Source organism: Actinomadura macrotermitis (genome assembly GCF_009604375.1).
GTDB classification, from domain to species: domain Bacteria; phylum Actinomycetota; class Actinomycetes; order Streptosporangiales; family Streptosporangiaceae; genus Spirillospora; species Spirillospora macrotermitis.
Map to the genome: position 1 here is coordinate 2,060,572 of NZ_WEGH01000001.1, position 19,768 is coordinate 2,080,339.

A 19,768-nucleotide genomic window follows, 5' to 3' on the forward strand; every position below is an offset into this window, starting at 1 on the left:
TCGTTTCTACAAGGACACCCGTGTACTGGTCATCGGTTACGGATCACCCGGAACTCGACGGTGCCGGGCCGGGCTTCCTCGCCTGTGTCTGCTGCGTTGCGGTCCGCCGGTTCCGACGGGCCCGACGAAGATCCGGTTCCGTGGGACGCCCCGCCTTCCGCGGAGCCGGGAGCGTCCTGTCCCTTCTGGAACGACACCGCCTGCCGGTCTTCACCGAACCGCTTCGGCTGCGGCGGGACGGGCGGCGGACCCGGAGCACCGCTGGGAGGCGCGGGCGCCGGGTCCGGCGTGGCGAAGGAAGGCCCTTCCTGCAGCACCGGCCTCGGTGCCGGAGGCTGGGGCAGCGTGAAGGGCCGCTGACCGTTCGCCGGCCCGGACTGCGGAGGCGCGGCGGACAAGGGAGCAGAGGGAGGAGGGATCGGAGCGGCCGCCGGCTGCATGGGAACCGGCTGCGCCGGAGGCACCGGCGCCGGAGGCGCTTGGGCGGGAGGCGCCTGAGCGGGAGGCACCGGTGCGGAGGGTGCCTGGGTGGGAGCCGGTCCCGTCGCCACCGGAGCGGTGGCGGGCGCGGCGGAGACGGTCTCGGCGGGGGCGGCACCGCTTTGCGGCGCCGTCTTGGTCCAGCCGCAGAACGCGCAGACCGGGAGCGCCGTGGGCTCGTCGCACCACGGGCACTGAACGCACAGCGTCTCCTGAAGCGCGTGGTGCAGGTCGTACTGGTGGCCGCTGAACGCGACGAACTCGGCGAACTTCTTCGCACCCCAGTACCGTCCGCTGAGCGGCGGCGCGCTGACGAAGGTCAGCTGGACGGCCCGCAGCTCCGGCTGCAGTTTGCCCTTCAGCCACTCGACGTCCCCGTTGCGGTGAGCGGCGAGCAGCAGCACGGGGTCGAGCGGCCGGCGGCCGATCTCGGGAAGCGGGCTCGCCGACGTGACGCGGTGCACGACGGGATCCTCGCCGCCGGTCACCATGAAGCCGCCGCCGGGGACGTAGGACATCATGTGCGAGCCGAGGCCCGTCTTGATGTGCTCCAGCTTGGCGACACTGTTCACCCACGTGCCCGAGTACAGGCGCCTGGTCAGCGTATGGGCCAGGCCGGCCAGCATGCCCGGCCGGACGTGCGGGGCCATGAACGTCAACTGGTCCGCGACGACGGACAGCGCCAGCGGGGGCAGGTCCAGCGCGATGCCCGCGATGCGGTCGGTGGACAGGATCGCGCGGGCCAGCCGTACCAGCTTGATGGCGGTGCCCGCCTGCCAGGCCGGATACAGGACCACGGCGGCCCCGCGCTCGCGCAGCGCGTGCGCCATCAGGTCCAGGAAGGCCAGCGAGGCCTCGGGCGTGCCGGAGTCGGCGATCCGCAGCGCCACCGGGTTCGGGATGATGCCCGTGCTGGGGAGATCGCCGACGATCACGACCGCCGTCACCCGTCCTCCCGGGCTTCAATGGGCTGCACGCGCTGTTCCCTTCCGGCCACCTCTGCGAGCAGTGCCTGTGAATGCGCTATCACCCCAATGGGCGCAACGACCATAGCCGCTACAATAGTGATAACTCAAGCCAGTTAGCTCCCATCTGTCACGTGCCATCCGCGCACCTCTTTTCGGACACCGCCGCTACCCGCCCCGAACGGGGAAGTACGGACGGCAATCCCCGAACGGCCCGGTGCTCGGCGAACACCCGCTACCGTGAGCATCTTTTTGATCACGTTGCGACACAATTCAGCAGGCGGCCGATCATCGATTGATGATCTTCATCACCCTCTCCGACCCCGTCCGTTACAGCAAAAGAGCAAAGCTTTACACGATCGTCATGTGCCATCCACCCGGTCATCTTTGTTTTTTCGCCACCTCTTGCCGTCGCGAAGGCGAGAGATCGATCACCCTCCGCCTTCCGGCCGCCGCGCCTTCGAGACCACGCGGCGGCATGGGCAGGAGAGAGCCGGGCCGGTGAGCCGGCAGGGCGGCCGCCTCCGCCGCGCCGGCCGCAGCATCGAATTCCAGCGCGGTGTTCCGGCCGCACATTGCCCGTGACCCGTGCCACGGGGCCTCTCTCTTGAAGATCCGCATCGTGACCAGGTGGGCCATCGACCTCCCCGCAGGTTCTCCCAAATCGGGCCCCTTGCCGCCGGCCACCCGACTCCCCCGATTTACATCCGCCGGAAACTTCGCCGGGAGTTCGTTTCCCTCTTTTCCGGCTTCCAGCAATTGCCGGACCCGGCACCGCACAGGCCGCGGAAGGAACATCGCCCGCCGGGCTTTCACTCCGGGGATTCCCGTACCGGATGCCGTCTTCCACCACCGCCTGCCCGGAGACGGCGGAGGCGCGAGCCACCGGACCCAGGAGTGCAACCATCGGCCGGAGCGGTACACCGACCGGCCTCGATCGCGGTCACCGGCAGGTCCGCCCTCACACCGGACGGCCATGGTTCGCCCTGGTCCCGCGCCTCCTGTGCACACTCCTCGACCCCATGTCCTACATGCGCCAACTGGCGAGTTAACCAAGCGTCCGGGATGCGGACATGGGCCTACAGGCCTAACGAAGGCCCAAATAAACACCGAGGTGTGTGAGAGGTCGCAGGCCTCACCCGCATCCGGGAAGCTCTGGCGGAACAGCCTTCTCGGGAGGTCACCGCAGGGAACACGGGCGCACCGCCTTCCGGCACGCCCCGGGCGCGGGCCCAGGTCCGGGTGGCCGTTCAGGACATCGGGCGATCTGCCGCGTCCGCCCGCCATGCCGGTGGTCTCCAACTTTGGGCCCCAGAGCCCATGACCGAACGTGACACAGCTGGTTTGCTACCTCCTGCGAGTTTTCACAAAGAGAGTCGGGGGCGTGCTCAGACAGGTGAGGGACCGGGGCGAGGGCTCGCTGTCCTATGTCACGGTCGTCCTGCTGGTGGCCGCGGTCACGGCCGCGATCACCGTTGTCGCCATCCCCGATCAGATCCTCGGGGGCATCCGGGCCGGCGTGTGCCGGGTGGCCGGGGACAAGGGCTGCGACAAGCCCGGCAACGGCCCCGGGACCACCGCACCGAGCGCCGGCCAGAGCACCGAGCCGGGCGAGCCGGGCGACCCCGGCGACCCCGGCGACCCGTCCGCGGGACCGCAGGCCGCTCCGGTCGGCAACGACACCCCCGAGGGCCGCGAGTACAACGCCGCGCTCGCCGCCAACCAGAAGGCCGACCAGGACGCGCAGGGCATCGAGAACGAGTGGAACTCCTTCGACATGCTGAAGGAGATCGCCAAGCTCGGCCTGGACTTCATCGCCGGCGACATCATCAACTGCGTCAAGAACCCCAACTTCTGGGACTGCCTCTGGGCCATCGTCGGCATCGTCCCCTGGGGCAAGCTCGGCAAGGTCGTCAAGTCGATCCCCAAGGTCGGCAAGCTCATCGACCGGTTCCTGGACCTCCAGCGGCGCCTGGAGAAGGCCCGGGAGGCGCGCAGGGGCGCCAAGACCCGCCTGGACGACGCGCTCGCGGCCTGCCAGCGCAAGGCCAAGCCCGGCAACAGCTTCCCGCCCGGCACGACCGTCCTCATGGCCGACGGGTCACGAAGGCCGATCGAGCGGGTGCGCACCGGCGACCGCGTCTGGGCCACCGACCCGCAAAGCGGGCGCACCGGCACCCGCACGGTCACCGACGTCATCGTCGGCGACGGCCGCAAGAACCTGGTCGAGCTCACCATCGACCCGGACGCGACGCTGGGCGGCCCCACGGTGAAGCTCACCGCCACCGCCGGCCACCCGTTCTGGGTCACCGGCACCCGGGACTGGATCGAGAGCGAGCGGCTCGTCTTCGGCGACCTGCTGACCACCCCGGACGGGCGGAACGCCATGGTCCTGCAGAGCAGGCGCTACCAGCGCGTCCAGCGCGTCTACAACCTCACGGTGAGCGATCTGCACACCTACTATGTGCTCGCAGGCAAGGACCCGGTCCTTGTGCACAACGTCCAGGTGGCCAAGCCGCCCAGAAAAAAGGTGCCGCTGGGCGACAAATACCATGGCGAAGTGGACACCTTCAACACCGGTGGCCAGGCGTCCTGGGAGATGCACGTCTATTACAAGGGACGTGAGATCGGTGTGCGGGGGCCGAACGGGTGGATCTGGAAGCACGGCTTCACCGAGCCTCCCCAGCTCCCCGAGGCGGTGGAGAAGACGATCAATGACCATGTCGCCAAACTGAACGCCCGGTTCAACATATGCTGAGAAGGGCGGGCGCATGAAATACGTGATCGCCGAGTGGCAGGACGACGAGGACTATCCCGCCTACCACCTGGATCCGCGGCCTTACCTGGCCGAACTGCCGGCCCTGGCCGAGGCGCTTCCTCCCGGCGCCCGGGAATTCGCCCTCGACCCGGCGCACTATGAGTTCGACGATCCCCACTGCGTGAAGAACCTGACGTCGCCGGTCCTGTCGTTCGGCGACGGCCCGCGCCCCGGCCTGACGGTGCGGCTCACCCCCAACGGCTGGACGCAGACCGAGGCGCTGGTGATCGAGTACTCCGGCGTATCCGCCTTCTCGCTCGAGGTGGAGGACCAGTCGGAGGAGGAGTACCCCCAGGGGCTCGACCGGGTCCTCCTGGACGAACTCCTCCCCGCCCCCTCGGGCTGCACCCACGAGATCCGGTTCACCGGCGGCTGCCTGCTCGTCGCATGCGCCGACCTCCAGGCCCGCTGGCAGGCCGCCGGGGAGTAGCGGGGAACCCCCTCGCGCTTCCCGGGGTCGGCATGGGTCTCGGGGCCCAACGCTGGGCCCAAAACCGGACATGACATCCAAGGCGGGATGATCGCCCCCTAGGCTCCGATGTCATGAGGCGTGTCGTGGGGGTCGTCGGTGCCTTCGTCCTGGTCACCGGAGCAGCGGGCTGCACCGGGGACGACAAGCCGAAACGACCGGCCACCGCCGCGTCGAGCGCTCCCCAGGCCCATAAGGCGACACCGGCCGCGGCGCTCCCCGACGTCACCCTGCCCGACCGGCCCGGGCCGCTCGTCGACACGATCGCCCGCCAGGTGCGCGCGGCCGGGACGGTGCACGCCGAGCTCGTCTCCTCCTCCGGGCAGGGCGGCACCAAGGCCAGTGAGAAGACCACCGCGCAGATGTGGACCGGCGTCCCCTCCCCGGACGCCCAGCTGACCATCGTCGACGAGAGCGAGAACGGCGGCACCACCGAGGCGATCATCAGCCAGGGCACCGTGTACACCCGGGTGAACGGCGAGGAGCAGGCCCCCGGCAAGCCCTGGGTCCGGCTGTCCCGGCAGGACGCGGCCAATCCCGAGATCGGCCCGTTCGCCAAGATGCTCACCGGCATCCTCGACCAGGTCGACCAGTCCCTCGGCCAGATCTCCGCCGACACCGGGCTCGACATGGTGCGCCGGGGGACGTTCAAGGGCGCGCCGCTCGAGGAGACCCTGGACGGCACGCGGGTGCACCGCTACCAGGGCAGCACGCCCCCCTCGGCGCTGAACGGCGCCGACCCGGCGGTCAAGGCGATGGGCCGGCTCGGGCTCAAGGGCATCGCCTGGACGCTCTGGGTCGACGGCAAGGGGCTGCCCCGCAAGCTGGAGACCGAGCTCATCACCCCGCAGGGGATGAGGTCCTTCATGTCCGCCGCCTACCGGCAGTGGGGCGAGCCGGTCATCATCAAGGCGCCGCCGGCCGACAAGGTCCACATCATGGGGTCCTGACCCGGCGCCCCCCGTACGAGGGCGTAACAGTCAGGAGAGCTTGAAGGACGACAGGATCTGGTCGGCCGCGGGGGGCATGGAGCCCTGCTTGGCCTCGATCTCGACGAAGCAGAAGCGGTCCCCCGGGACCGGGACGCGGATCAGGGCGCCGTCCACCGGGCCGCTGGTCTTCGTGGAGCTGTAGGTCGCCTTGAAGGCGGGCTTGCCACTGACCGTCAGATCGGTGATCTGCGCGTTCGGCTCCATGGCCTTCTGCTTGCGCTTCAGCTGTTCCATCGAGGCACCGGTGATTCCGCCGCGGTCGCAGCCGGTCTGCAGATGCGGGGCGAAACCCGAGGTCACCGAGGAGTCGATGGCGTAGACGACGCCGATGGACTTCTGCTGCTGCATCAGCTGCTTGACAACCGAGCCCATGTCGCCAGTGAGGTAGAAGGAGGTCTGCACCGGCTCGGAGGTCTCGGTCGTCGGGTCCACCTGCTTCCAGCCGGCCGGGAGCGTCAGCGTGACGCCCTTGCCGCTGAGGGGCCGACCGTCGGCGGCGGGGGGTGAGGAGGACGGCGCAGCGCTCGGCGGGGTGGCCCCTGAGCTGGCCTTCTTCTCTTTTCCGGAGTCGCCCCCGCATCCCGCCAGCAGAGCGGAAAGGGCGATGCTCATTCCACAGACGACGAACGCGCCGGAAAGCCGCACGGGTCCCACCTTCGGCTGATCGGGGAGGTTACGGACGGGCACGTTAGCAGAGCATTCCACAACGGCCAGGGCCGCCTTCCTGACGGGAAAGGCCGACGTGGGGAACATCGCCTCGTCCCGCCATTCCCTGCGCGATCCAGAGGGCCCGGACGCTCTAGAGTCGGGGCATCGGTCCCGTACGAACCCTGGAGTCGGCGATGACGCACCCATCGGACCCTGGACAGCCGCAGCGCCCTCCGGCGCCTGGCGGCTACGGGCCGCCCCCGCCACACCAGCAACGGCACACCGGGCCCATTCCCGCGCAGCGGCCCGCCGGGCCCGGGCCCCAGCAGCCGCCGCCGCCCGGCTGGGCTCCGCCGGAGCGGACGGACAAGAGCCTGGTCGGGGCGCTGTTCGACGCGAACTTCAACTACCTGGTGACGCCGAAGCTCATCAAGGTGTTCTACATCTTGTCGCTGATGCTCATCAGCCTGTCCTCGCTGATGGTCGTGGCGATCGGGATCTGGATCGCGCAGCTGCGCAACGGCTGGCTGGTCGGGCTGCTGGTGATGGGCAGCTCGCCCTTCATCTGGATCTTCGAGGCGATCCTCGCGCGCATCTTCATGGAGGCCGTGGTGGTGCGGTTCAAGGGCGTCGAGCACCTGCGGGTCATCAAGGACAAGATCTAGAGGCGCGCGTTAGGCTCCCGGGGAGTCACGCGACATAGACGGGGCAGTGCAGGTGGCCGACTTCGACGACGACACTCCCCCGCGCGCCACGCGCCGGGACGCGGGCATGACGCGGCGCGACGCGCACGTGCCCGGGCCGCGTCCCGGGGACACCCGGCGGGACGGCGTCGTGCCCGGCGGGGCGCTGATGCGCCTTCCGGCCGAGCTGGCGGCGCGGTTCGAGCTCGTCGCCGAGCTGCCCGTGCAGGGCGCCGAGTCCGATCTGCTGCTCGTCCGGGACGGGCGCGGCGCCGAGCTGGTGGTGAAGCTCTTCCGCCGCGGCTACCACGCCGATCCGGATGTGTGGGCGAAGCTGCCCGCGCTGGAGTCCCCGCACGTGCTGCGGATCCTGGAGACCGGGCATGCCGAGGGGCGTGACTTCGAGGTCGCCGAGTACGCCCCCGAGGGGAACCTGCGGGCGCTGATGGCGGGGCCGATGGCGCCCGGCGTCGTCCGGGAGGTGGTGGGGCAGCTGACGGACGGCCTGGTCGCGCTGCACCGGGCCGGGATCGTGCACCGGGACCTGAAGCCCGAGAACGTGCTGGTGGTGAGCGCCGAGCCGCTGCGGCTGGCGATCGCCGACTTCGGGCTCAGCCGGGTGCTGGAGCAGAGCGTGGTGTTCGCCTCTTCGTCGCGGACGCTGGCCTACGCGGCGCCCGAGTCGCTGTCGGGGCAGGTGTCGCCGGCGCGGGACTGGTGGTCGCTCGGCGTCATCGTGCGGGAGCTGTGCACCGGCCGCGCCCCCTTCCTCGGGCTGAGCGAGACCGCGGTGGTCGATCATCTGGCGACGCGGGCGCTGTCCGCCGACGACGTCGCCGATCCCCGGCTGCGGCTGCTGTGCCGGGGGCTGCTGACGCGCGATCCGCGCCGCCGCTGGGCCGGCGACCAGGTGCGCGAGTGGCTGGACGGCGGCAGCCCCGCCGTCGTGGAGACGCCGGCCGCCACGGCGCCGCCGGGCTCGGGGGTGCCGTTCCGCGGCCGCCGCTACGACGACCGGGGCGAGCTGGCGCGGGCCCTGGTGGAGGGCTGGGACGACGCCGCCCGCTACTTCTTCGGGCGCGGCCAGTCCGGCGAGGCGTGGCAGGCGCTGCGCGAGTGGCTCGGCAAGCAGCCGGACGACAGCCGGATCGAGCTGATCGACGGATACCTCACCGCGGATCTCAGCCCGGACGTGAAGCTGCTGCACCTGGTGCGGTGGCTCGATCCGGCCCTGCCGCCCCATTTCCTCGGGCGGCGGGTCACCCCGGCCGATCTGCCGGGTCTGGCCGCGCTGGCGGGCGACCCCGCCCATGCCGATCACCGCGCCGCCTGCCTGCTCGGGCGGGCGCTGTGGGAGCAGCGGCTGCTGGAGGTCCTCGCGGGGTTCGACGGCGCGGGCGACCTGGCCGGGATCGACGCGCGCTGGCGCGCCCACGTGACGGCCTGGAACGATCTGGCGCGCTGGCTGCGCGAGCAGGTCCCGGCCGCGGCGGCCCGGCTGCCCGCGGCCGGCTCGGGCGGTTCGGGACGGGTCGCGGGCGGCCCGGCGGACGACCCGCCCGTGATCCTGCTGTCCCTGCTGGCGCTGGCGGCCGCGCCCGGCGAGTCCGCGGCGCGGCTCGCCGAGGCCGCGGGCCGGGCCAGGGGCGCGGTGCCCGAGGACGTCTCGTGGTTCTCCTGGCTGGCCGACGGAGCGGGCGACGACCCGCTGCGGCTGCTGGCCGTGGCGCGGGCCGCGCCCGAAGCCGTCCTGGAGGTCGAGGCGCGGCAGCGGGACCGGCGGGCCGCCGAGCAGCAGGCCGAGGCGCTGCGGGGCCGCTGGGCCGAACGGGAGCGGGAGCGGCTGGCCGGGCGCGGCGCGGCGGTGGTGCGGGCCGTCGGCTGGACGATCCCGCTGCTGCTGCTGTGGCTGGCCGGAAGCTGGGTGGTCGGTGCCCTGTTCGGCGGCGGCGACGGCAAGGGCACCAGTTCGGTCGGCGGCTTCCAGAAGACCTCGGGCGTGCCGTTCGCGGTCCTCGCCGTCTTCTCTGTACTGGCGTGGGCCGTGCAGTGCGGCGCCGAGGTGCTGCTCGCGCGCGCGCAGGGTAAGGATTATCTGCTGTACGGGCCGTGGTCGTGGCTGTCCAAGCTGCTGCTCGGCTTCTCCAAGGCGTCCCGGACGGTGTCGGGGGCGGCCCAGCAGACCGGGCGGCGCGGTTGCGGGGTGATGCTGCTGGCCGGCGTCGTCCCGCTGCTGATCATCTTCCTGCTGCTGGCGGCGGTGACGGCGGTGGCGAGCCTGCTGTGGCTGCTGCTGCTCGTCGTCGCGCCCGCCGCGCACGCGGTCGCGGCGGGGGTGCGGCTGCACCGCTGGAGGCAGGCCAGGCAGACGGCCATGAGCGGAGGGACCCTATGAGCAGCGGCGTCGAGGCCGACATCGCCCTGGACGCGGCGGTCGTCCTCACCCTCGGGATGAACCGGGTGCTCGGACGCGGGGCGGGCTGGGCCGGGCGCGGCGCCGAGGCGCTCGCCGCGCTCGCCGCCGGGCGGGCCGAGGCGCGCGCGGCCGAACTGGCCGAGGCCGACTCCGCGGACGGCGTGCTGCGCGCGGTGCTGGAGCGGCTCGGGCGGCTCGCCGCGCTCGCCGAGACGCGCGCCAAGGTCGGCGCCGACGTGGCGCTGCCCGAGCCGCTGGAGCCCGCCGGGCAGTCGCCGGAGGAGCTGCGGGCCTGGTGTGCGGCGGCCGACCGGGCCCTGGACGAGGCCGAGCACGCGCTGTCGGAGCACATCGCGGCCCAGGTGACGGCGCAGGTCTTCGCCGCGCCCGCCGAGGGGCTGCGGACCGAGCTCGGCCAGGCCGCCGGGCCCGGCCCCGCCGCGGCGCAGGAGGCGCTGGAGCGGGTGCTCGGGCGGCTGCTGCCCGACGTCGCCGAGGCCGACCGCCGCGCGGTCGCCGAGGCCGCGCGGCTGGTCGCCGAGGCGCCCACCCTGGAGGAGGCCGAGGGCGTGCTGAGCGAGGTGCGGCTGCGCATCCAGTCGGCCAACGGCCGCACCCGCGACGAGCGGCGCCGCGCCGCCGAGCGCGACGCGGCCGAGCAGGCCGAGGCCGAGCGCCGCTACGTCCTGGACTCGATCTCCGCGGCGTTCCAGGAGATGGGCTACGAGGTGCACGGCGGCTTCGAGACGCTCACCGCCGATGCCGGGACGCTGACCCTGACCAGGGGGGGCTGGCCCGACCACAGCGTGCGGATGCGGGTCGAGGACGGCGGCCAGGTGCGCGCGGCGATGCTGCGCGGCCGGGCCGCGGTGAGCGAGGACGACCGGCGGGTCGACGTGGAGCGCGAGCGCGAGTGGTGCGCGGCGTTCGAGGCGGCCCGCGAGCGGCTGGCCCGCGCGGGCGTCCGCTCGGACGTGACCTGGCGGCTGGAGCCGGGCGTGCAGGCGCTGCCGGTGGCCACCGAGGCACGGCAGACTGGTGCCCGGGCCGGACAGCGTGAACGGCACCGGGAACGGGGACTGTGATGAGCTGGGAGCGGCCGCGCGGCGGCTGGACCGAGGAACGCAGGGAGCCTGCGACCGTAGTGACGAGGGAAGCCGTCGCGCGAAGAGGGCCGCGAACCGGGAGCGGAGCGAGCAAATGAGCATCGAATCGCCGACGCTCGGGGGGCGGCTGACCGGGTGGCCGCCGTTCATCCGGGAGCTGGACGCGACGTTGTCGGTGCACTCCCAGTACGTGCTGTCGGGCAACCTGTACGACAGCTTCCTGGCCCCGCCGCCGGAGGGGGGCGGGGCGGCGCAGCTGCTGCCGCTGCGCGATCTGCTGTGGGAGTCGCTGCGCTCCAGCGGCTTCTCCTGCATGATCGTTTACGACCCGGTGGACGGGCTGCAGGTGCTGCCCGAAGGCGACGAGGAGGCCGCTCAGGCGGCCGAGCGGCTGCTCGGCAAGCCGCCCAAGGACGAGAAGCCGTCGCTGGAGGCCCTCACCAAGCACCTGGCGGCGGTGGCGCGGCCGGCCGAGAACGTGCGGGCGGCGTTCGTGCTGGACTCGGCGTCGCGGATCGCGCGGACGCCGACCGAGATGGAGCCCGCCGAACGCGACTTCTTCCGGTTCTGCGCGAAGCTGTCGCGCACGGCCCGGCCGGTGCGGGTCACCGGGGCGCGGCCGAAGCCGCTCTACAACCCGGTGCTGTGGCTGGTGGAGCGGCCCGGGGACCTGCCGCCGTGGCTGACCGCCGACAACGAGAACATCCGGGAGATCACCATCCCGCGCCCGCACCTGGGCGACCGGCAGGAGACCGCGCGGCTGCTGGCCCGCGCGTTCGGCATCAGCGACGTGGAGGCCGACCCGGCCGCCTGCACGGCGTGCGACGCGTTCGCCGAGCAGGCCGACGGGCTCACCCTGCAGTCGATGATCGAGGTGACCCGGCTGGCCAAGGAGCGCAACGTCCAGCTCGCCGACCTGCCGGACGCGGTGCGCACCTACAAGCTCGGCGTGCTGGACAACCCGTGGAGCCGCGGGCACCTGCGGCGGCGGGTGCTGGAGGGCGAGAAGCGGGTGCCCGAGCGGGTGATCGGGCAGCCGCAGGCGGTCACCAAGACGCTGGACATCCTCAAGCGGGCGGTGCTCGGCCTGTCGGGCGCGCAGGCGACCCGGTCGGGCAGCCGGCCGCGCGGGGTGCTGTTCTTCGCCGGGCCGACCGGCACCGGCAAGACCGAGCTGGCCAAGGCGATCACCGAGCTGGTGTTCGGCGACGAGTCGGCCTACCTGCGCTTCGACATGAGCGAGTTCTCCGGCGAGGGCTCGGGCGACCGGCTGATCGGGTCGCCGCCGGGCTACGTCGGGCACGAGGCGGGCGGCGAGCTGACCAACGCGGTGCGCGAGGACCCGTTCCGGGTGATCCTGTTCGACGAGATCGAGAAGGCGCATCCGCGGATCCTGGACAAGTTCCTGCAGATCCTGGAGGACGGGCGGCTCACCGACGGGCGCGGCAACACCGTGCACTTCTCCGAGTCCATCCTGATCTTCACCTCGAACCTGGGCATGTTCGTCCCGGCCTCGGCCGCCGACATCACCGCGTCCGTCACCACGGGCCGCGGCGACGTCAACGGCGGCGGCCGGGTCCGCAACATCCACCCCGGGATGGACTACGAGGAGATCGAGCAGCACATCAAGGACGCGGTGGCCGACCACTTCACCGAGGTGCTGAACCGGCCCGAGCTGCTCAACCGGTTCGGCGACAACGTGGTGGTGTTCGACTTCATCGGCGCCGAGGCCGCCGACAAGATCTTCGATCTGCAGTTCGCCAACATCTGCCGCCGCGTCGCCGACGAGCACCGGCTGGTCCTGGCCGTGCGCGGCGAGGCCCTGCAGACGCTGCGCGAGTGGTGCACCGCCGAGCTGGACAAGGGCGGGCGCGGCATCGGGATGGCGCTGGAGTCGCACTTCGTCAACCCGCTCGCGCGCGCGCTGTTCGACCGGGAGCTGGTGCCGGACGAGCGGATCACCGTCACCGGCCTGCGGCGTGAAGGCGGGATCGTCCACCTGGAACTGCAGTGACCGGCCTGCTCCTCGCCAAGGCCCACTACCCGGTGACCACTCTCGGCCCCGGCACGCGGGCCGGCATCTGGGTGCAGGGCTGCACGCTGCAGTGCCACGGCTGCATGTCCCGCGACACCTGGGACGCCGATCCGGGCAAGGAGGTGCCGGTGGCGGCGGTGCTCGGCTGGCTGTCCTCGCTGGACGGGCCGGTGGACGGGGTGACGATCTCCGGCGGCGAGCCCTTCCAGCAGCCCGCCGCGGTGGCCGCCCTGGTCCGCGGCATACGCGCCTGGGGGGACAAGAGGTACGGTGGGACCATTCCGTTGGACATTCTCATCTACAGCGGATATGTCTACTCTCGGCTTTCGCGATCGGCCGAGGCGCAGGCGATCCTGGACCTGTGCGACGCCGTGGTCGCGGGGCCGTACGTGGACCGGCTCAATCCAGGGGGGCGACACTCCGGGAGTGCGTCCCTACTCTGGAAGGGGTCGGCGAACCAGCGCCTGGTGCCGCTGTCCCCGCTAGGGCGGCTGCGGTACGGGGCGCCGGACGACAGCAACGAAGAGGACCGAGGGCCCCGAATGCAGGTGTCCGTGGACGAGGGGCCGGAGGGAAGGCGGGTGTACTACATCGGGATCCCGCGTAGGGGTGACATGGAGCACCTCTCAACGACGCTCGATCGCGCCGGGGTGCGCTCGGGGGATGTGTCATGGCGTTGAACTGCCCTGTTTGTGATGAGCCGTTCCAGCCGGGCGATCTGCTCTGCCTGAGCTGCGGGGCGAACCTGGCCCGTGCCGGGGGCGGCGGTGGCCGCCGGCCCGGCGGGTACGAGGAGCAGGGGCCGCCGCGGACTCCGCCGCCGCCTGCCCCCCAGCAGCAGCACGGTCAGCCGTACGGGCAGCCCGACTATGGCCAGCATGGGGGCCAGCCGCCCGCCCAGCAGCATGGGCAGCAGCAGTACGGTCAGCAGCACGGGCAGCCCGACTATGGCCAGCACGGAGGCCAGCAGCCTTACCAGCCGCAGCAGCACCAGCAGGGGCCGCCGCCGCAGCACCAGTACCAGCCTCCGTACGAGCAGCAGCACCAGCAGCAGGCCCCCCACCAGCCGGGTCCGCCGCAGCAGCAGGGGCCCCCGCCCGCCCCGCAGGATCCCTGGGGTTCGCCGCAGCAGCAGCAACAGCGCCAGCAGCCGCCTGCACAGCAGGAGGGCTGGGGGCCGCCGCCCGCGCAGCCTCCGTACGAGCAGCAGCACCAGCAGCAGCAGCCGTACGAGCAGCAGCGGCAGCAGCCTCCCGCCGACCAGTGGGGGGCTCCGCAGCCGCCCGCTCCGCAGCAGGAAGGCTGGGGGCAGCCCCCCGCGCAGCCCCCGTACGAGCAGCAGCACCAGCAGCAGCCGTACGAGCAGCATGGGCAGCACGGACAGCACGGCGGCTACGCGCCTCCGCAGCCCGACCACCGGGCGCCGATGTCGCCGCAGCACGGCCGCGAGGCCACGCTGCTCCCGCATGACGTGAGCCCGCCCCGGCCCGACAGCACCGCGTTCATGTGCCCGTACTGCGAGGCCGTGCTGTCCAACCCGAGCGCGGCGCAGTGCGAGTCGTGCCTGCGGCCGCTGCCGCAGAAGGGCACGCCGGTCCTGCGGGTGCTGTTCCCGGCCGGCGAGCTGAAGATCTCGGTCGGGCAGCACTTGGTGCTCGGCCGCGACGCGGGCCAGTCGCCGGTGGCGGCCACGTTCACCCAGTACGACAACGTGTCGCGGCGCCACTCGACGGTCTGGCTGGACCCGGCCGGCACCGCCTGGGTGCGCGACGAGGGCTCCACCAACGGCACGTTCGTCAACGGCGAGCGGCTGCCGCGCGGGGTGGAGGCGCCGCTGCGCGACGGCGACCAGCTGCGGCTGGCCGCCGACGTGACCGGCACCGTCCAGCTCTCCTAGCACGAAGACGCCGAACGGCGGCCCGGGGAACTCCCCGGGCCGCCGTTCGGCGTTCCGGCCCAGGGACCGGTCACGGTCACGCCCGGCCTCCATCGCCCCGGTGACAGCCGATGAGACCCGGCTCATGCAGACTATGCCCGAGAAGGCCACTAGGCCCTGAAATAGGGCCTTGGCGAGGCCCCTAGGCCCATGCACCGAAGAACCCGGGCGCGGTTCGATGCTCGCGACACCTACATCAGCGGGCCGGGGGCGAATCGTGCGTCAACGTGCAGAACGCGGCGAGGGCGCCGTCAGCTACATCGCGGTGGTCCTTCTCATCGCGGCCATCAGCGCCGCGGTGGTCACTTCGTCGCTCGGCAGCCAGATCGTCGGCTTCGTGGACGCGTCGGTATGCAAGGTCTTCGACCAGCGCTGCGGATCACGGCCGGTGGCCGGCAACGCGGGCCCGAGCCCGAGCCTGCTGCCGACCGGGCCGCTGACGCAGCCGCCCCTGCCCACGCAGGTGCCGAGACCGAGCCCCGGGCCCCCGCCGCCGGTTCCGCCGCCGCCGAAGCCGAAGCCGCCGAATCCGGACCAGGTCGAGACCGAGAACGCGCTCAACGAGACCCAGATAGGCCGCGACGCGCTCAAGTGGGTGCACGACAACGGCATCAAGGTCGTCTACCGCAAGGGCGGCGGGTCCTACTGGAGCGACGAGGACAAGGTCTTCTACGTCGACACCAACCAGTCGCCTGAGAATCGCGCCAACACCTTCGTGCACGAGGTCAACCACGCCAAGCACCGCAACGAGCCCGACCCCAAGAAGATGAAGAAGGAGGAGTACGTCGACAAGGCGCTGGACGAGGAGACCCAGGGCACCGTCGACGCGATCCTCAACAACCAGCAGCTCCAGCAGGAACGGGGCAACGGCACGCCACCCGCTACGCTGCTCCAGAACGAGTACGAAACCGCCTCCAGGAACGCCATCAACGCCGAGAACGCGGCTCGTGCCAAGGCTCAGCGGCCCCCGCTGTCGCCTGAAGAGGAGCGCAAGATCGGCGCCGACGCGGGCCGGCAGCGGGTGAAGCAGGCCTTCCAGAACGGGGAGGTCGTCTCGTCCGTCGACGGGCACACCTACCCCCAGAACTACGGAGACTCTTGGGATGACGCCAACAGCTGCTTCCTGTGGATCTTCTGCTGACCGGCTGCGCCGCCGTCCGGTGCTCGCACTGGTGACCATCGCGCTGCTGGCGGTGGCCGGCTGCGGCGGTTCCGGCGCAGGCAAGGGGAGCGCCTCGACGCCGACCCCCAACCACCGGCCCGACGAGCAGGTCCGGCAGACCATCGCGGCCGCGCTCCGGCAGGAGGGCCACCCGACCGAGGCCGGCGTCGTCACCGCCGGCGGCACCCGCCTGACCGCGCTGCCCACGCCCTTCCTGACGACCTGGAAGATCTACCAGGTGGACAGCCGGCAGGGCCCGCACCCGGTCCGGCTGCACGTGGCGAGCGGCGGGAGCCAGGCCGTCCTGCTCACCGGGGCGCCCAAGGCGTTCGCCACGGTGACCAGGCTCGACGGCACCGCGGTCAAGGACCCCCAGACCGCCGCCGGGCTCGGCCGCGTCTACCTGGAGACCACCCGCCCGGCGGGCCTGCTCACCTATGTCGTCAGCACCGTCGACGAGATCAGGTTCCGGCCCGGCATCACCGGCGGCGACGCGCAGCGCCGCGACGCCCTGGTCGGACGGTACCGGCCCGTGATCAAGGCGCCGAACGCGGTCGCCCAGGGCCCCGGCTACGCCGTGACGGCGTTCGTGGTCCGCGACCGCGCGCTGGAGCGCCGCGACCTCACCATCGGCAAGGCCGGCACGGTCAAAGAGAAGATCACGACGCTGGCGCCCGACCTGCCCGTCCCCTACACGATCTGAACAGGGGCGCCGCCGCCGAACCCGCCATCCGCGGCGGCGCCCCGCTCCCGTCCCTCCGCCAGGGCGGAGGGACGGGAAAGCGGAAGGCCCCCGGGGAGCGATCCCCGGGGGCCTTCCGCTTTCGCGTGCTACTGGCCGCGCTTGGTGCGGGCGCGGGTGCGCTCGCGCTCCTTGGCGTCCAGGACGACCTTGCGGATGCGCACGGAGGTCGGGGTGACCTCGATGCACTCGTCCTCGCGGCAGAACTCCAGCGACTCCTCCAGGGAGAGGAGCTTCGGCGGGGTCATCTTCTCGAAGTTGTCCGCCGTGGAGGAGCGCACGTTGCTCTGCTGCTTCTCCTTGGTGATGTTGACGTCCATGTCGTCGGCGCGCGAGTTCTCGCCGACGATCATGCCCTCGTACACCTCGGTGCCCGGGCCGACGAAGAAGGTGCCCCGCTCCTGCAGGTTGGTGATCGCGAAGGCGGTGGCGGCGCCCGCCCGGTCGGCGACCAGGGAGCCGGACGCGCGGGTGCGCAGCTCGCCGAACCACGGCTCGTAGGACTCGAACACGTGGTGCGCCATGCCGGTGCCGCGGGTGTCGGTCATGAACTCGGTGCGGAAGCCGATCAGGCCGCGCGCCGGGACCAGGAACTCCATCCGGACCCAGCCGGTGCCGTGGTTGGTCATGTGCTCCATGCGGCCCTTGCGGACGGCGAGCAGCTGGGTGACCGCGCCGAGGAACTCCTCGGGGATGTCGATGGTGAGGCGCTCGACCGGCTCGTGCTTCTTGCCGTCGATCTCGCGGGTGACCACCTGCGGCTTGCCGACGGTGAGCTCGTAGCCCTCGCGGCGCATGTTCTCGACCAGGATGGCGAGGGCGAGCTCGCCGCGGCCCTGCACCTCCCAGGCGTCGGGGCGCTCGGTCGGCAGCACCTTGACCGACACGTTGCCGATCAGCTCGCGGTCCAGCCGGTCCTTGACCATGCGGGCGGTGACCTTGGTGCCCTTCTCGCGGCCGGCCAGCGGGCTGGTGTTGGTGCCGAGGGTCATCGAGATCGCGGGCTCGTCCACGGTGATGAACGGCAGCGCGCGCGGGTCCTCGGGGTCGGCGAGGGTGTCGCCGATCATGATGTCGGGGATGCCGGCGATCGCCACGATGTCGCCGGGGCCGGCCTGCTCGGCGGGCTTGCGCTCCAGCGCCTCGGTCATCATCAGCTCGGTGATCTTGACGCGGGACACGCTGCCGTCGCGCTGCATCCACGCGACCTGCTGGCCCTTCTTCAGCTCGCCCGAGTGGATGCGGCAGAGCGCGATCCGGCCGAGGAAGTTGGAGGAGTCCAGGTTGGTGACGTGCGCCTGCAGCGGCGCGGTCGGGTCGTAGGACGGCGCCGGGATGGTGTCCTTGATCACCTGGAACAGCGGCTCCAGGTCCTCGCTGTCGGGCAGGCCGCCGTCGGCGGGCTTGTTCAGCGAGGCGCGGCCGGCCCGGCCCGAGGCGTAGACGATCGGGAACTCGATCTGGTCCTCGGCGGCGTCGAGGTCCATGAACAGCTCGTAGGTCTCGTCGACGACCTCGTCGATGCGCGCGTCGGGGCGGTCGGTCTTGTTGACGACCAGGATCACCGGCAGCTTGGCGGCCAGCGCCTTGCGCAGCACGAACCGGGTCTGGGGCAGCGGGCCTTCGCTGGCGTCCACCAGCAGCACGACGCCGTCGACCATGGACAGGCCGCGCTCGACCTCGCCGCCGAAGTCGGCGTGCCCCGGGGTGTCGATGATGTTGATCGTCATCCCGTTGTGCAGGACCGCGGTGTTCTTGGCCAGGATCGTGATGCCCTTCTCACGCTCCAGGTCGTTGGAGTCCATGACGCGGTCGTTCACGTCCTGGTTCTCGCGGAACGCCCCGGACTGCCAGAGCATGGCGTCGACCAGCGTCGTCTTGCCGTGGTCGACGTGGGCGACGATGGCGACGTTACGGAGGTCATCGCGCGTGGAGAAGGGCATGCGGACTCGCCTTGCGTGAGGGTTTGGGTGGCGCCGCAGACATACGGCATACACCATTCTACTTGGCCCGGTGCCTGCCCCGCCCGTACGGCTGTCTCGTTCGCCACGGACATCATCATTTGCCCATCTTTGACCTTCCTTTGTAGTCTCCTGCGCGTCCGGACCGTTCCGAGCCCCGCTTCCGGGGCAGCGGCCGGATCGCCGAATCCCCGCACGGGGAACCGGGGACCCATGTGCTCCCCAGGGGTGAATCGACGTACGTCGTAGGGCGACTCCTGGCCCGAACCCGTCAGCTAACCCGGTAGGCGGACGAGGAGAGGAGTGACCGGCTTGGCCCCGGACCCCCGACGGCGGCACCTCATCGCCCCCGCCCTGACCACGGCCGCCCTGATCGGCATCGGCATCACCGTCCCCACCGGGGCGAACGCCGCCCAGCCCGTGGTCGCCGCGCGCATCGCGAGCCCCGCCCGGCCCGCCGAGCCGAAGCCGAACGAGGACCAGCTGCGCAAGCAGCTGAAGGCGCTGAACGACCAGGCGGAGACCCTCACCGAGCAGTACAACAAGACCCGGGTCGAGCTCGGCAAGGCGCAGCAGGCGCAGAAGGCCGCCGCGGACCGCTCGGCGCAGCTGGAGGCTCAGGTCGCCCCCGCGCGCGCACAGCTGAGCCGGCTCGCCGCCGCCAGCTACATGTCCGGCGGCGGCCCCGATATGATGTTCGCCACAGGTCAGACGACGGGTCTGTCGGACTCGGCCTACCTGGCGCAGAACCAGGCCGCCGCGGTGCGCTCCGTCCAGGTCCAGATCGACGCGGCCAACAAGGCCAAGGCCGACGCCGACGCCAAGACCGCGCAGGTCCAGCAGGCCGCGACGCAGGCCGAGAACGCGCGCAGGGTCGCCAAGGCCAAGGTCGCCGAGGTGCAGCGGCAGCTGGACAAGCTGAACATCACCACGATCAGGGACGCCAAGACCGGCACCAAGATCACCATCCGCGGTTCCGGGCTGCCCGCCAAGATGGTCCGCAAGGCGCTGACCAAGATCGGCAGCCCGTACGTGTGGGCCGCCGCGGGCCCGACCACCTTCGACTGCTCGGGCCTGGTGGTGTGGGCCTACGCCCAGGTCGGCAAGCCCGGCCTGCCGCACTACACCGGCGACCTGTTCGCGCTCGGCCAGAAGGTCTCCCGGGACTCCCTGCAGTCGGGCGACCTGGTCTACTTCGGCGGCAACCTGCACCACATGGGCATCTACCTCGGCAACGGGATGTTCCTGCACGCGCCGCAGACCGGCGACGTCGTCAAGATCTCCAAGCTGTCGGACCGTTCCGACTTCGCGGGCGCCAACCGCATCTCCTGAACCCCGCCCGATGGGGGCGCCGC

General features: G+C 71.7%; 16 protein-coding genes and 1 riboswitch. Of the genes, 12 read left to right on the forward strand and 4 right to left on the reverse strand.

The features are described 5' to 3' along the window. Positions 1–29: 29 nt before the first annotated feature. Positions 30–1,427 carry a hypothetical protein gene (locus tag ACRB68_RS09485; protein ID WP_153531733.1) on the reverse strand — a complete coding sequence of 466 codons (1,398 nt, stop codon included), beginning with the start codon at positions 1,425–1,427 and terminating at the stop codon, positions 30–32. A gap of 1,402 nt (positions 1,428–2,829) precedes the next feature. On the opposite strand from ACRB68_RS09485, the gene ACRB68_RS42425 reads away from it, so the two are divergent. The 3 genes from ACRB68_RS42425 to ACRB68_RS09500 all read left to right on the forward strand — a co-directional run bounded on the left by ACRB68_RS42425 (position 2,830) and on the right by ACRB68_RS09500 (position 5,682). After that, on the forward strand, positions 2,830–4,203 hold the full coding sequence (locus ACRB68_RS42425) for a polymorphic toxin-type HINT domain-containing protein (RefSeq protein WP_153531734.1): 1,374 nt from the start codon (positions 2,830–2,832) through the stop codon (positions 4,201–4,203). A gap of 13 nt (positions 4,204–4,216) precedes the next feature. Then, positions 4,217–4,693, forward strand: a complete 477-nt coding sequence (locus ACRB68_RS09495) for a hypothetical protein (protein WP_153531735.1) — start codon at positions 4,217–4,219, stop codon at positions 4,691–4,693. A 113-nt stretch (positions 4,694–4,806) separates the two neighbouring features. After that, positions 4,807–5,682 (forward strand): hypothetical protein, encoded by an 876-nt coding sequence (locus ACRB68_RS09500; RefSeq protein ID WP_153531736.1) that lies wholly within the window; start codon positions 4,807–4,809, stop codon positions 5,680–5,682. A gap of 30 nt (positions 5,683–5,712) precedes the next feature. On the opposite strand, the gene ACRB68_RS09505 is transcribed toward ACRB68_RS09500, so the two are convergent. Next, positions 5,713–6,477 (reverse strand): hypothetical protein, encoded by a 765-nt coding sequence (locus tag ACRB68_RS09505; RefSeq protein WP_153531737.1) that lies wholly within the window; start codon positions 6,475–6,477, stop codon positions 5,713–5,715. An 89-nt stretch (positions 6,478–6,566) separates the two neighbouring features. Between ACRB68_RS09505 and ACRB68_RS09510 the strand changes: the two genes are divergently transcribed. The 5 genes from ACRB68_RS09510 to ACRB68_RS09530 all read left to right on the forward strand — a co-directional run bounded on the left by ACRB68_RS09510 (position 6,567) and on the right by ACRB68_RS09530 (position 13,292). Beyond that, positions 6,567–7,037, forward strand: a complete 471-nt coding sequence (locus ACRB68_RS09510) for a DUF4282 domain-containing protein (protein WP_153531738.1) — start codon at positions 6,567–6,569, stop codon at positions 7,035–7,037. A gap of 46 nt (positions 7,038–7,083) precedes the next feature. After that, positions 7,084–9,450, forward strand: coding sequence for a protein kinase domain-containing protein (locus ACRB68_RS09515; RefSeq protein ID WP_328593964.1), 2,367 nt, complete (start codon positions 7,084–7,086; stop codon positions 9,448–9,450). Then, positions 9,447–10,556, forward strand: coding sequence for a response regulator receiver protein (locus ACRB68_RS09520; protein ID WP_153531739.1), 1,110 nt, complete (start codon positions 9,447–9,449; stop codon positions 10,554–10,556). Before ACRB68_RS09515 ends, ACRB68_RS09520 begins: the two co-directional genes overlap by 4 nt. 115 nt (positions 10,557–10,671) lie before the next feature. After that, on the forward strand, positions 10,672–12,591 hold the full coding sequence (locus ACRB68_RS09525; RefSeq protein WP_153531740.1) for an AAA family ATPase: 1,920 nt from the start codon (positions 10,672–10,674) through the stop codon (positions 12,589–12,591). Further along, the gene (locus tag ACRB68_RS09530) at positions 12,588–13,292 is read left to right on the forward strand and encodes a 4Fe-4S single cluster domain-containing protein (RefSeq protein ID WP_328593965.1); all 705 of its coding nucleotides are present in this window, start codon (positions 12,588–12,590) and stop codon (positions 13,290–13,292) included. Before ACRB68_RS09525 ends, ACRB68_RS09530 begins: the two co-directional genes overlap by 4 nt. On the opposite strand, the gene ACRB68_RS09535 is transcribed toward ACRB68_RS09530, so the two are convergent. Then, entirely contained in the window at positions 13,199–14,080 is an 882-nt protein-coding gene (locus ACRB68_RS09535; RefSeq protein ID WP_194293227.1) for a hypothetical protein, read from the reverse strand. The genes ACRB68_RS09530 and ACRB68_RS09535 overlap by 94 nt on opposite strands. A 3-nt stretch (positions 14,081–14,083) precedes the next feature. On the opposite strand from ACRB68_RS09535, the gene ACRB68_RS09540 reads away from it, so the two are divergent. The 3 genes from ACRB68_RS09540 (at position 14,084) to ACRB68_RS09550 (ending at position 16,413) form a co-directional block, all read left to right on the forward strand. Then, the gene (locus ACRB68_RS09540; RefSeq protein ID WP_194293228.1) at positions 14,084–14,509 is read left to right on the forward strand and encodes an FHA domain-containing protein; all 426 of its coding nucleotides are present in this window, start codon (positions 14,084–14,086) and stop codon (positions 14,507–14,509) included. A gap of 256 nt (positions 14,510–14,765) precedes the next feature. Next, positions 14,766–15,689, forward strand: coding sequence for a hypothetical protein (locus ACRB68_RS09545; protein ID WP_153531743.1), 924 nt, complete (start codon positions 14,766–14,768; stop codon positions 15,687–15,689). A gap of 19 nt (positions 15,690–15,708) precedes the next feature. Beyond that, on the forward strand, positions 15,709–16,413 hold the full coding sequence (locus tag ACRB68_RS09550) for a hypothetical protein (RefSeq protein ID WP_153531744.1): 705 nt from the start codon (positions 15,709–15,711) through the stop codon (positions 16,411–16,413). Between the two features lie 128 nt (positions 16,414–16,541). Here ACRB68_RS09550 and typA read toward each other — a convergent pair whose 3' ends face one another. Continuing rightward, on the reverse strand, positions 16,542–18,395 hold the full coding sequence (gene typA, locus ACRB68_RS09555) for a translational GTPase TypA (RefSeq protein ID WP_153531745.1): 1,854 nt from the start codon (positions 18,393–18,395) through the stop codon (positions 16,542–16,544). 189 nt (positions 18,396–18,584) lie between these two features. Continuing rightward, positions 18,585–18,719, forward strand: a riboswitch (cyclic di-AMP (ydaO/yuaA leader). On the opposite strand from typA, the gene ACRB68_RS09560 reads away from it, so the two are divergent. Next, positions 18,717–19,745 (forward strand): C40 family peptidase, encoded by a 1,029-nt coding sequence (locus ACRB68_RS09560; protein ID WP_328593966.1) that lies wholly within the window; start codon positions 18,717–18,719, stop codon positions 19,743–19,745. It overlaps the preceding riboswitch by 3 nt. The last annotated feature ends 23 nt before the right edge of the window (positions 19,746–19,768 follow it).